General features: G+C 68.7%; 12 protein-coding genes and 1 pseudogene. 11 read left to right on the forward strand and 2 right to left on the reverse strand.

Translation table 11 applies throughout. The features are described 5' to 3' along the window. A partial coding sequence (locus ACTS11_RS08655) for a PAS-domain containing protein (RefSeq protein ID WP_442639925.1) occupies positions 1-1,736 on the reverse strand: 1,736 nt, incomplete at its 3' end. A 193-nt stretch (positions 1,737-1,929) separates the two neighbouring features. Here ACTS11_RS08655 and ACTS11_RS08660 point away from each other — a divergent pair. The 9 genes from ACTS11_RS08660 (at position 1,930) to ACTS11_RS08700 (ending at position 11,390) form a co-directional block, all read left to right on the forward strand. Continuing rightward, a complete protein-coding gene (locus ACTS11_RS08660) occupies positions 1,930-3,918 on the forward strand; it encodes an AMP-binding protein (RefSeq protein ID WP_442639926.1) in 1,989 nt (662 codons plus the stop codon). A gap of 58 nt (positions 3,919-3,976) precedes the next feature. Further along, entirely contained in the window at positions 3,977-4,231 is a 255-nt protein-coding gene (locus ACTS11_RS08665; protein WP_442639927.1) for a hypothetical protein, read from the forward strand. 5 nt (positions 4,232-4,236) lie between these two features. Next, entirely contained in the window at positions 4,237-5,055 is an 819-nt protein-coding gene (locus tag ACTS11_RS08670; RefSeq protein WP_442639936.1) for an ABC transporter ATP-binding protein, read from the forward strand. A 29-nt stretch (positions 5,056-5,084) separates the two neighbouring features. After that, entirely contained in the window at positions 5,085-6,071 is a 987-nt protein-coding gene (locus ACTS11_RS08675) for a branched-chain amino acid ABC transporter permease (protein ID WP_442639928.1), read from the forward strand. A gap of 154 nt (positions 6,072-6,225) precedes the next feature. Beyond that, on the forward strand, positions 6,226-6,471 hold the full coding sequence (locus tag ACTS11_RS08680; protein WP_442639929.1) for a hypothetical protein: 246 nt from the start codon (positions 6,226-6,228) through the stop codon (positions 6,469-6,471). Between the two features lie 103 nt (positions 6,472-6,574). Beyond that, a complete protein-coding gene (locus tag ACTS11_RS08685) occupies positions 6,575-7,651 on the forward strand; it encodes a branched-chain amino acid ABC transporter permease (protein WP_442639930.1) in 1,077 nt (358 codons plus the stop codon). 133 nt (positions 7,652-7,784) lie between these two features. Next, the gene (locus ACTS11_RS08690) at positions 7,785-9,065 is read left to right on the forward strand and encodes an ABC transporter substrate-binding protein (protein ID WP_442639931.1); all 1,281 of its coding nucleotides are present in this window, start codon (positions 7,785-7,787) and stop codon (positions 9,063-9,065) included. 99 nt (positions 9,066-9,164) lie between these two features. Then, entirely contained in the window at positions 9,165-10,025 is an 861-nt protein-coding gene (locus ACTS11_RS08695) for an ABC transporter ATP-binding protein (protein ID WP_442639932.1), read from the forward strand. A gap of 180 nt (positions 10,026-10,205) precedes the next feature. Continuing rightward, complete coding sequence (locus ACTS11_RS08700) at positions 10,206-11,390, forward strand: phenylacetate--CoA ligase family protein (RefSeq protein ID WP_442639933.1); 1,185 nt, start codon at positions 10,206-10,208, stop codon at positions 11,388-11,390. 10 nt (positions 11,391-11,400) lie between these two features. Here the strand turns inward: ACTS11_RS08700 and ACTS11_RS08705 are convergent, their stop codons facing one another. Further along, positions 11,401-11,703 carry a hypothetical protein gene (locus ACTS11_RS08705; protein ID WP_442639934.1) on the reverse strand — a complete coding sequence of 101 codons (303 nt, stop codon included), beginning with the start codon at positions 11,701-11,703 and terminating at the stop codon, positions 11,401-11,403. A 70-nt stretch (positions 11,704-11,773) separates the two neighbouring features. Here ACTS11_RS08705 and ACTS11_RS08710 point away from each other — a divergent pair, with 70 nt between their 5' ends. Continuing rightward, on the forward strand, positions 11,774-12,262 hold the full coding sequence (locus tag ACTS11_RS08710; RefSeq protein ID WP_442639935.1) for a RidA family protein: 489 nt from the start codon (positions 11,774-11,776) through the stop codon (positions 12,260-12,262). Positions 12,263-12,345: 83 nt separating this feature from the next. Then, positions 12,346-12,925, forward strand: a pseudogene (locus ACTS11_RS08715) (hypothetical protein); the annotation flags it as partial.

A 12,925-nucleotide genomic window follows, 5' to 3' on the forward strand; every position in this document is an offset into this window, starting at 1 on the left:
CCCGGGATCTCGGCCAGCGTCAGCGCCTCTTCGGCCGAGGCCGCTTCGATCACCTGGTGGCCGAGATCGGTCAGCGTCGTGCGGACGGCGGCGCGCAGCTCGGCGATGTCGTCGACGACGAGGATCAGGAGCGGCCGCGCCTCCGCCTCGGCGGGCTTGAGCGGCAGGCGCAGGCTGACCGAGGCGCCGCCCTCCGGCCGGTTGGCGAGGCGCACCTGCCCGCCCGCGAGCTTCGTCATGTCATAGACCATGGAGAGCCCGAGGCCCGATCCCTCCTCGCCCTTCGTGGTGAAGAACGGGTCGAGCGCGTGGCGGAGCGCGGTGGACGAGAAGCCGGGTCCGGTATCCGTCACCGTGATCTCGAGCCAGGTGTCCTGTATCGCGCGAAGGGACAGGCCGATCTCGCCCGGCCTGCCGCCGATGGCGTCGCGCGCGTTGAGGACGAGGTTCAAAAGGCTGTCCTGAAGGCTGTCGGCGTCCAGCAGGACGGCCGCATGGGGCACGTCGCAGCGGATGGCGAGGGCGATGCCCTGCGGCAGCGGCGCCCGCGCCAGCGGCGCGAAGCTGTCGAGGAAGTCGCGCAGGACCACCGGGGCGGGACGCATCTCCATCGGTCCCGACATGCGCGCGATCTTGTCGAGGAGGAGCCCGCCTCGCCGCGCGGCTGTCTTCGTGGCGCCGGTCAGCTCGAGCGCGCCCTGCGGCAGCGGCATCTTCTCGAGCCGCCCCTGGAGCCCCAGGATGATCGTGAGCAGGTTGGCGAAGTCGTGCGCGAGGCCGCTGGTCAGTTGCGCGGCCAGTTCGCGCTTGTGCGTCTGGGCGAGCGCGGCGCGCGCCTGGGCCTCCTCGGTCACGTCGGTCGAGAGGAGGTACACGCCGGTGATCGGCTCGCCCTCGCCCGTCCGGTCAGGGGTGAAGGCGGTGCGGATGCGCCGTCCGAAGGTCGGTTCGGTGAACTCCAGCACGCTCGCCTCCCCCTCCAGCGCGCGGGCGAGGCTCGGCCGCAGCCGGCGCGCCACGGGTCCGAGCGCCTCCTCGAAGCTGAGGCCGACGATGTCGCTGTCGCGGTCGGGCAGAAGCGTGGAGAGCCTGCGGTTGGTGTAGGTATAGACCCCGTCGCGGTCGACGTGCGCGATGTGCGCGGGCGTCATCTCGGTCGTCAGGCGGATGCGCGCCTCCATCTCGGTCAGCTCGCGCTTGGCCTCCTCGAGCTGGGCGATGGTGGCCTCGAGCCGCCGGTTGGTCAGCGCCAGTTCCTCCGCATGGGAAAGGACCTGGTCGGACAGTTCCTCCGACCGGGCACGCAGAAGCTCCTCCTGACGCTTCACGGCGGTGATGTCGGTGTAGACCGTCACCCAGCCGCCCTCGGGCAGGGGCGAGCCCTCGACCGAGATCGTCCGCCCGTTGGCGCGGCGGCGCTCCATGTAATGGGGCACGAAGGCGCGCGCGGCATCGACGCGATCCCGCACGAAGGCCTCCGCGTCCGGAACCTCGCCGTATTCGCCGTTCTCCACCAGCCAGCGCACCGTCTCCTCGAAGCTCGCGCCGGGTGTGACGAGGTGCTCGGGGAAGCCGAACATGGTCTGGAACGGACGGTTGCAGACGGCGAGGCGCAGGTCCGCATCGTAGATCGACAGCGCCTGCTGGATCAGGTTCAGGCCGGCGCGGGTCAGGTGGTCGGTGCCACGGCTGCGCTGCATCGCCTCCTCCGCCGGTCGTGTCCGTCTCGCCTCCATGGACTGCCTCCGCCGCACCGCCCGCGTCAAGCGCCGCTCCCGTCCTGTTACAATTCGTAAGGATTGGGCAAAAGTCAGGTAAAACTTGACCGCGAAACAAATGGTGCCACGGTGAGGCATCGGTCGGTCCGCGACAGATGGGCAGCCGTGGGCGCGCGACCCGGGGAGGGGTCCGCGAAGGGAGGAAAGAGACTTGGCAGACGCACACGCGCCGACCGGCGCGCTGCAGTCCGTGCCTGCGCTTCTGGCACGCAATGCGGCGCAATACGGATCGAAGCCCGCCTACCGGGAAAAGGAATACGGGATCTGGCAATCCTGGACCTGGGCCGAGACCGCCGAGGAGATCGAGGCCATCGCGGTCGGGCTTCTGGCGCTGGGCATCGCGCGCGGGGACTACGTCGCCATCATCGGGCGCAACCGTCCCGCGCTCTACTGGTCGATGGTCGCGGCCCAGAAGTGCGGCGCGATCCCGGTGCCGCTCTACCAGGACTCGGTGGCCGAGGAGATGGCCTACGTCCTCGAGCATTGCGGCGCGCGCTTCGTCGTCTGCGGCGACCAGGAGCAGGTCGACAAGGTGATCGAGGCGCAGGAGACGCTGCACCACATCGAGCACATCGTCTATCTCGACGCGCGCGGCCTCCGGAAATACGACCACACGCGGCTCCACGCGCTGAAGGACGTGCAGGCCGAGGGCCGCGCGGCGCACGAGCGCTTCGAGAGGGAACTCGCCGCGCGCGAGGCGGAGCTGACCTACGATTCGACCTGCGTGATGCTCTACACCTCGGGCACGACCGGGAAGCCCAAGGGCGTGGTCCTGTCGAACCGCAACATCATCGAGACATCGAAGGCATCGTCCGAGTTCGACCGCCTGCGCGCCGAGGACGAGGTCCTGGCCTACCTGCCGATGGCCTGGGTGGGCGACTTCATCTTCTCCATCGGGCAGGCCTACTGGTCCGGCTTCTGCGTGAACTGCCCCGAAAGCGCGGACACGATGATGACCGACCTGCGCGAGATCGGTCCGACCTACTTCTTCGCGCCGCCGCGCGTGTTCGAGAACCTGCTGACCTCGGTGATGATCCGCATGGAGGACGCGGGCAAGCTGAAGAAGCGCATCTTCGACCGCTACATGGCGCTGGCCCGCCGGGTGGGGCCGCAGCTGCTGGACGGCAAGCCCGTGGATTTCGGCGACCGGCTCGGCTACGCGATCGGGAACGTCCTCGTCTACGGGCCGCTGAAGAACACGCTGGGCATGAGCCGGGTGCGGGTGGGTTACACGGCAGGCGAGGCCATCGGACCCGAGATCTTCGACTTCTACCGGTCGCTCGGGATCAACCTCAAGCAGCTCTACGGCCAGACCGAGGCCTCTGTCTTCATCACCCAGCAGCCCGACCACGAGGTGCGGCCCGACACGGTCGGCGTGCCCTCGCCGGGCGTCGAGCTCCGCATCGCGGAGAACGGCGAGGTCTACTACCGCAGCGCGGGCGTCTTCGTGGAGTACTACAAGAACGCCGAATCCACCGCCTCGACCAAGGACCCCGAGGGCTGGGTGGCCACGGGCGACGCGGGCTTCATCGAACCCGATACCGGACACCTCCGGATCATCGACCGCGCCAAGGACGTGGGCAAGATGGCCGACGGCAGCCTCTTCGCGCCCAAGTACGTGGAGAACAAGCTGAAGTTCTTCCCCAACATCCTCGAGGCGGTGGTCTTCGGGAACGGGCGCGACTACTGCACGGCCTTCATCAACATCGACCTGACGGCGGTGGGCAACTGGGCCGAGCGCAACAACATCGCCTATGCCTCCTACCAGGAACTGGCGGGGCACGAGCGGGTGCTGGAGATGATCCAGTCCCACGTCGAGGAGGTGAACCGCAGCGTCGCCGGCGACGAGATGCTCTCGGGCTGCCAGATCCGGCGCTTCCTCGTCCTGCACAAGGAACTCGACGCCGACGACGGCGAACTGACCCGGACGCGCAAGGTGCGCCGGCGGATCATCGAGGAGAAGTTCGCCGACCTGATCGAGGCGCTCTATTCCGGCAAGACCTCGCAATACACCGAGACGGAAGTGACCTACGAGGACGGCCGCAAGGGCAAGATCCGCGCGACGCTCGAGATCCGCGACGCCAAGACCGTGGCCGCGGGCGGCGACCATGCGGCGACCGAACAGGTGGCCGCGGAATGACGGACGGTCGCTCGCCCTTCGGTCTCGCCCCGCCCGCCATCCCGCGGGGGCCGCGCGCATGACGCTGATCGCGGTCATCCTGTTCCTCCTCGGCTTCGCGGCCTCCTGGGTGGCGGGGCGCTACATCGCCACGGGCGCCGCCGCGGTGCAGGGCGGGGCCATCGGGATCTGCGGGGTCGCGGCGCTCCTCTTCGGGATGCCGCAGGTCTGGGAGGAGAACTTCGCCTGGGCCATCGTCGCACTGCTCATCTACGGCCTGATCGGCGCGCTGATCTTCCGCTCGGGCCAGGCCGCACGGGAGAAAGCGGAATGAACGAGATGACCGCGCCCAAGGGGGGGTATGTCACCGAGGACGGCCGCACCATCGGCGGCGTCGTCATGGAGATGAAGAACATCACGCTGCGCTTCGGCGGCGTGGAGGCGATCAAGGACATCTCCTTCGACATCCGCGAGGGCGAGATCCGCGCGATCATCGGCCCGAACGGGGCGGGCAAGTCCTCGATGCTGAACGTGATCTCGGGCTTCTACCACCCGCAGGAGGGCGAGGTCTGGTACCGCGGCGCGAAGCGTCCGCCGATGAAACCCTACCAGGTCGCCCGCCAGGGCATCGCCCGCACCTTCCAGAACATCGCGCTCTTCGAGGGGATGACCGTCCTCGACAACGTCATGACGGGCCGGCTCAACCACATGAAGGCGAGCTTCATGGACCAGGCCTTCTGGTGGGGGAAGGCCCAGCGCGAGGAGGTCGCCAACCGCGAGAAGGCGGAGGAGATCATCGACTTCCTCGAGATCCAGAACATCCGCAAGACCCCGGTCGGACGCCTGCCCTACGGCCTGAAGAAGCGGGTCGAGCTGGCCCGCGCGCTGGTCGCCGAGCCGCAGGTCCTGCTCCTCGACGAGCCGATGGCGGGCATGAACGTCGAGGAGAAGGAGGACATGTCGCGCTTCGTCCTCGACGTGAACGACGAGTTCGGCACCACGATCGTGCTGATCGAACACGACATGGGCGTCGTCATGGACCTCTCGGACCGGGTCGTGGTGATGGACTACGGCCGCAAGATCGGGGACGGCACGCCCGCCGAGGTGCGTGCGAACCAGGAGGTCATCGACGCCTATCTCGGGGTCGCCCATGACTGAGACCGCAGCATTCCGCACCGGAGGGGTCCATGCCTGACCAGTTGATTTTCGCCCTCGAGGTCACGTTCAACGGGCTTCTGAACGGGGTGATGTACGCGCTCGTCGCACTCGGCTTCGTGCTGATCTTCAAGGCGTCGGGCATCTTCAACTACGCACAGGGGGTCATGGCGCTGTTCGCGGCGATGACGCTCGTGGGCATCCAGCAGGGGCGGGTGCCGTTCGGGCACCTGATCAACGAGATCTTCGGGACGGACATCCACTACTTCGGATGGGAGGTGCCGGCCCTTGCCGCCATCCTGATGACCGTCCTCGTGATGATCGCCTTCGCCTACCTCGTGCAGCGCTTCGTCTTCAGCCATCTCGTCGGGCAGGAGCCGATCATCCTCTTCATGGCCACGATCGGCCTCGCCTACTTCCTCGAGGGCGTCTCGGACCTGATGTGGGGCTCGGAGATCCGCAACCTCGACGTGGGCCTTCCGCAGGGGATCAACGACGCCATCGACGCCGCCACCTTCGAGCTTTTCGGCTACGGCTTCTTCATCGACAACCTCGACATCTCGGCCGCCATCGTCGCCGCGGTGCTCGTGGCCGGCCTCATCGCCTTCGCGCAGTACACCAAGCAGGGCCGCGCCATGCGCGCGGTGGCCGACGACCACCAGGCGGCGCTGAGCGTCGGCATCAAGCTCAACTACGTCTGGGTGCTGGTCTGGTCGCTGGCGGGGTTCGTCGCGCTCGTCGCGGGGATCATGTGGGGCTCGAAGTCGGGGGTGCAATTCTCGCTCTCGCTGATCGCGCTGAAGGCGCTGCCGGTGCTGATGCTGGGCGGCTTCACCTCGATCCCGGGCGCCATCATCGGCGGCCTCATCATCGGGGTGGGCGAGGCGCTGTTCGAGTTCGCCGTCGGCCCGATGATCGGCGGCGCGACCGAGAACTGGTTCGCCTATGTCCTCGCGCTCGTCTTCCTCGTGTTCCGGCCGCAGGGCCTGTTCGGCGAGAAGATCATCGAGAGGGTATGATCCATGCGTCCGACCCTATCGTTGACATCGAAAATAACGGGTGACGCAGGCCGCCTTCCGGTGCAGTCTGCCGCTGCGCGACACGGGCAAGGGGAGAGGTCCGCCGCCGGACGGGGAGGGTTCGGCGCGGGCGCAACTGGGAGGATACGGTGCGATGGCACTGGACGACCTGCAGCAGCCGAACATCGGCACACCGGACTTTGCACGCGGCGCATCCACGACGCAGAGAAAGCTCTACGCCATCCTGACGACGGTGGGCTTCGCGCTCTTCTGGGTCTGCGGCCTCTTCGCGGTGGCGAGCCTCGTCTCCGGCGGGCCGATGGGCTGGTCCATGCCTGCGCTGAGCGCCGCGGGCCTCGCCATCGGCATCTTCGGCCGGCGCAAGGTCGAGGGCCGCTGAGCCACGCCGCCGCGGCGGCGCTTCAACACAGCTCACGTTGCGCGGCGGGGGGCCTCCGGGCCCTCGGCGCGGCCGCGCGTGCGCATATCCGGGGAGGGGTGTGATGTTCTACCGCGAGGCCGGCGACTTCAAGACGTCCTACGCCGAGGACAACCAGACTTTCCCGATCGCCTTCGACCGCTACCGCTACTACGCGGTGCTGGTCGTCGGGCTCGGGATCATCCCGTTCATCATCAACGACTACTGGGCGAATTCCCTGCTCATCCCGTTCCTGATCTACGCCATCGCGGCGATCGGGCTGAACATCCTGACGGGCTATTGCGGGCAGGTGTCGCTCGGGACGGGCGGGTTCATGGCGGTGGGGGCCTTCACCTCCTACAAGCTGATGACCGCCTTCCCGTGGATGGACATGGTGACGATCACCCTCCTCTCGGGGCTGATGACGGCCATGGTGGGCGTGATGTTCGGCCTGCCGTCGCTGCGCATCAAGGGGTTCTACCTCGCGGTCGCGACGCTCGCAGCGCAATTCTTCCTCGTCTGGTTGTTCAACAAGGTGCCGTGGTTCTACAACTATTCCGCCTCCGGCCAGATCAACGCGCCCGAGCGGCTGCTCTTCGGCCAGGCGGTGACCGGCCCGAACGCGGAGGCCTGGGTGAAGTACCTGTTCTGCTTCGCCTTCGTCTTCGTGCTGGCCTGGGTGGCGCGCAACCTGACGCGCGGCTCGGTCGGACGGCAGTGGATGGCGATCCGGGACATGGACATCGCGGCCGAGATCATCGGGGTGAACCCGCTCAGGGCCAAGCTCACGGCCTTCGCGGTCTCGTCCTTCTACGTCGGCATCTCGGGGGCGCTCCTCTTCACGGTCTATCTCGGCGCGGTCGAGGTGGGCGAGGCCTACGGCATCCAGAAGTCGTTCCTCGTGCTCTTCATGATCATCATCGGCGGGCTCGGCTCGATCTTCGGCAGCTTCGCGGGCGCGGCCTTCATGGTCCTGCTGCCCGTCGCGCTGAAGGTGCTGCTGGTCGACACGATGGGCTGGGACACGGCGCTGGCCACCCATTTCCAGTTCGTGATCGTCGGCGGGCTGATCATGTTCTTCCTGATCGTCGAGCCCCACGGCCTCGCGCGGCTCTGGTCGCTGATGAAGGAGAAACTGAGATTGTGGCCCTTCCCGCACTGAGAGGACCACACCGGGCGGGGATGACCCGCTCCAGGCACGCAGCCCGCCGAGGAGGGGCAGGGCCGCACAGCGAGAAACCCGGGACGAACCGGGGCACGACAAGATCGGATCAACCCAAGGGAGGAATACCCAGATGAAGAAACTGCTCACCACGGTCGCCGCGGGCGCGATGCTGGCCAGCCCGGCCTTCGCCGACCTCGTGATCCCGGACCTGTCCTACCGGACCGGGCCCTTCGCCGCCGGCGGCATCCCGTTCTCGGACGGCTACCAGGACTACTTCACGCTGCTGAACGAGCGCGACGGCGGCATCGGCGGCGTGCCGGTCCGCCTGATCGAGTGCGAGACGGCCTACAACACCGAGCGCGGCGTGGAGTGCTACGAGGCGACCAAGGGCGAAGGCGCGCTCGTGTACCAGCCGCTGTCCACCGGCATCACCTACCAGCTGATCCCGCGCGCCACCGCCGACGGCATCCCGCTCCACACGATGGGCTACGGGCGCACCTCGGCGGTGAACGGCGAGGTCTTCAGCCACGTCTTCAACTACCCCGCGAACTACTGGGACGCGGCCTCGGTCATGATCAACGTGCTGCTGGAGGAGAATGGCGGCTCGCTCGAGGGCAAGTCGATCACGCTGCTCTACCACAACTCGGCCTACGGGCGCGAACCGATCCGCACGCTCGAGACGCTGGCCGCGCAGCACGGCTTCACGCTGAGCCTGCTGGCGGTGGACAGCCCCGGCCAGGAGCAGGGCAACCAGTGGCTGACGATCCGCCGCGAGCGGCCCGACTACGTGCTGTTCTGGGGCTGGGGCGTGATGAACCAGGTCGCCATCCAGGAGGCGATCAACATCCGCTACCCGCTCGAGAACTTCATCGGCAACTGGTGGGCCGGTGCGGATCATGACGTGGCTTCGGCGGGCGAGGCGGCGGCGGGCTACCGCGCGCTCAACATGAACCGCCTCGGCGACATGCCGGTCTTCGACGAGATCCAGGAGCACGTGATCGATGCGGGCCTCGCGGCGGGCGACGGCACGAACCTCGGGTCGGTGCTCTACACCCGCGGGATGTACGCGGCGATGCTGGCGGCCGAGGCCGTGCGCACGGCGCAGGAGATCCACGGCGTGGCCGACATCACGCCCGCGATGATGCGGGACGGGATGGAGGCGCTGGAGATCACCGGCGCGCGGATGGAAGAGCTGGGCATGCCCGGTATCGGCCCCGAGTTCGCGGTGTCCTGCGCCGACCACGGCGGCACCGGCGAGGCGATCATGACGCAGTGGAACGGGACGGAGTGGATCACCCTGACCGACTTCATCGCACCGGACGACAGCGTCACCGGCCCGCTCGTCGAGGAGGATTCGATGGCCTATGCCGCCGAGGCCGGCATCGAGCCGCGGAACTGCAACGACAGCTGATCTCAAATCTCCGGCGGCGGCGCGGGCGTCTCCGCCGGAGATGCGTATTTCGGGAAAGATGAAAGCCGGGGCCGCGCGTGCCCCGCGGGAGAGGCGAGGATGCTGGACCAGCCTGCGGAGACCCATGGCGAGGGCGTGGCCCCGGAATTCCGGGACGCCGAGACGCTGCTCGAGGTCAACAACATCGAGGTCATCTACAACCATGTGATCCTCGTGCTGAAGGGCGTCTCGCTGAAGGTCCCGAAGGGCGGCATCACCGCGCTTCTGGGCGGCAACGGGGCGGGGAAGACCACGACCCTCAAGGCGATCTCGAACCTCCTGCACTCCGAGCGGGGCGAAGTGACGAAGGGCGCGATCCGCTACCGCGGCGAGCCGGTGGCCGACCTCAGCCCGTCCGACCTCGTGGACCGGGGCGTCATCCAGGTGATGGAGGGGCGCCACTGCTTCGAGCACCTGACGGTCGAGGAGAACCTCCTGACCGGAGCCTACACGCGAAAGGACGGCCGGGCCGCCGTCGAGCGCGATCTGGAGATGGTCTACACATATTTCCCGCGCCTGAAGGAACGGCGGAAGAGCCAGGCTGGCTATACCTCGGGGGGCGAGCAGCAGATGACGGCGATCGGCCGCGCGCTGATGTCCCGGCCCGAGACGATCCTGCTCGACGAGCCCTCGATGGGCCTCGCGCCGCAGCTCGTCGAGCAGATCTTCGACATCGTGAAGCGGCTGAACGAGGAGCAGGGGGTGACGTTCCTGCTGGCGGAGCAGAACACGAACGTCGCGCTCCGTTTCGCGCATTACGGCTACATCCTGGAGTCGGGCCGCGTCGTGATGGACGGCCCCGCGAAGGAACTGCGCGAGAACCCGGACGTGAAGGAGTTCTACCTCGGCATGTCCGAGGAGGGCCGCAAGAGCTTCCGCGACGTGCGGAGTTACCGTCGCCGCAAGCGGTGGCTGGCCTGATGCGCGCTGCGGGAAACAAGGCGGCACCTGCGCCGTTGCATCCCCTTGCGGACGGATCGCGGGGCGTCGCGGCCCATGGGGACGGCGCCGTCGACGGGCCGACCGGGGCGGACCGGGCCCGCGGCTGAGGGAACTGCGGGGCCAGGCGCGGGCCCGCCAGAAAGATGGGAAGCTGATGCGATGCTGGACACCGACGGGAAGAACTTCGACGCGCTCGAGACGCGGAGCGCCGACGAGCGCGCGGCGGACCAGCTGGCGCAGCTGAACGGACAGCTCGCCGCGAACGGCTTGCAGGCCGTCGGCGCGCTCGACGGGCTGGCGCGGCTGCCGGTGCTGCGAAAGGCGGACCTGGTGGCGCGGCAGACCGAGAACCCGCCCTTCGGCGGCATCCCGGTGTCGAACCTCGCCCATGTCTTCCAGAGCCCGGGGCCGATCTACGAGCCGGGCGGCGTCTCGCGCGACTGGTGGCGGATGGGGCGGTTCCTGCACGCCGCGGGGATCGGACCCGGCGACATCGTGCAGAACTGCTTCGGCTACCACCTGACGCCCGCCGGCATGATCTTCGAGAACGGCGCGCGGGCGGTGGGCGCGGCGGTGCTGCCCGCGGGCGTGGGCCAGACCGAGCTTCAGGTGCGCGCGGCGCGCGACATCGGGACGACGGCCTATGCGGGCACGCCCGACTACCTGAAGGTGATCCTCGACAAGGCCGCCGAGATGGGCGTGGAGCTTGCCATCCGCAAGGCGGCGGTGGGGGGCGGCGCGCTCTTCCCCTCGCTCCGGCAGGAATATGCGGACCGGGGCATCTCGTGCCTGCAGTGCTACGCGACCGCGGACCTCGGCAACATCGCCTACGAGAGCCCGGCGATGGAGGGGATGATCGTGGACGAGGGCGTGATCGTAGAGATCGTGCGCCCCGGGACGGGCGACCCGGTGCCCGAGGGCGAGGTGGGCGAGGTCGTGGTGACGACGCTCAACCCCGACTATCCGCTGATCCGCTTCGCCACCGGGGACCTCAGCGCCGTCCTGCCCGGGCAGAGCCCGTGCGGCCGGACGAACATGCGCATCAAGGGCTGGATGGGGCGCGCCGACCAGACGACGAAGATCAAGGGGATGTTCGTGCGCCCCGAGCAGGTGGCGGAGTTCGTCGCGCGGCACGCCGAGGTTGCGAAGGCCCGCGTGATCGCCACGCGCGAAGGCGAGATGGACGTGATGACCGTGCAGGTCGAGGCGGAGGGCGCCGACACGCAAGCCCTCGGCGAGAGTGTCGCCGCCATCCTGAAGCTGAAGGGGCGGGTCGAGGTCGTGGCGCCGGGGAGCCTGCCCAACGACGGCAAGGTGATCGACGACCGGCGCAGCTACGACTGAGGGCGGTGCCTCAGTTCGCCTGTCGATTCGCGCGATACCAGTCGATCCAGGCCTGCGCGGCGAGGAGTTCCGCCGGTGTGGCGAGGCCGTCGCCGTCGAGGTCCACCCGGCCGAAGGCGGTGCCGTGGAGCCCGGCGTCCCGAACGAAACGGGCGACGCGCTGTCCGGAGGCGGCCATGTGCCCGACGAGCGCGGTGAACTCCCCGTAGTCGAGCGCCCCGCTGCCGTCGGCGTCGGCGGCGCGGAACGCGGCCACGTCGGCAGAGGCGGCCGAGGGCAGGTGGAGGAGGAGCAGGGCGATGATGCGTGTCATGCCCCCCATCCTGTCGCGCTTTCGTGTGGATATGCTTAAGCTGGTCACGGGCAAGCGCGGGGAGGACGACATGGACAACACGCCGGAGGCGCGGATCGCCGCGATGGGCCTGACGCTGCCCGCGCCGGTCACGGTGCCGCCGGGGCTGCGCCTGCCCTTCGCCTTCGTCAACGTGAGGGGCGAGCGGGTCGCGATCTCGGGGCATCCGAGGCACGACGCGGCTGGCGCGATCACCGGCCCCTATGGACAGGTCGGCCGCGACCTCGGCACGGAGGAGGCGGCGCTGGCCGCGCGCGACATCGCGCTCTGCGTTCTCGCCAACCTCAAGGCCGAGATCGGGGAACTCTCCCGCGTGACCGGCTGGGTGCGGGTCTTCGGCATGGTGAACTCGGCGCCCGGCTACACCGAGCAGCATCTCGTCCTGAACGGGTTCAGCGACCTGATCGTCGCGGTCTTCGGGCCGGACGTGGGGCGGCACGCGCGCTCGGCCGTGGGCATGGCGGGGCTGCCGCTGAACTTCGCGATGGAGATCGAGGCGGAACTCCTGATCGCGCGGTGAACCGCCGAGACCTTCGCGGCGTTATCGGATGACACCGTGGCGGCTGCTAGTCTCGTGGCCGGACGACCGAAGGAGGCGGCAGAATGACCCGGTTCACGACGATTCTTGCGATGGCGCTCGCCATGACGGCGGGCCCTGGCCCGTCCGCGCGGGCGGACACGGCGCTCATCCTCTCGAACGCGCGCTACGACGCGCAGCCGCAGCTCAGGAGCCTCCGGAGCCTCGCGCGGCTCGAGGACGACCTCGCCGATGCGGGCTTCGACGTGATCGTGGTCAGGAACGGCAACGCCGAAGACCTTCGCGAGGGCTTGTCGCGCCTTGTCGCCGCCGACGAGCGGGAGCGCGTGCTGATCGTCGCGGGCGGGCATTTCCTGCGCGGGAACGGCGAGAGCTGGCTTCTGGGAAGCGAGGCGCGCGCGCCGGATCTTGCCACGGTCGCAGGATCGGGCGTGCCGGTGTCGCTCCTGACCGAGATCGCGGCCTCGGCGCCCGGCCGCGCGATCGTGGCGCTCGCGACGGAGGATGCGTCCCTCTCGGTCGGGCAGGGGCTCCAGACAGGGATCGGGCGGGTCGAGCCGCCGCAGGGCGTGACGGTCGTGGCGGGTCCGCCGGGTGCGGTGGCGGAGTTCGTCGCGGGGCCGCTCCTGTCGCCGGGCGCGGACC

This window comes from Roseicyclus sp. (assembly GCF_052168335.1).
Lineage (GTDB): Bacteria > Pseudomonadota > Alphaproteobacteria > Rhodobacterales > Rhodobacteraceae > Roseibacterium.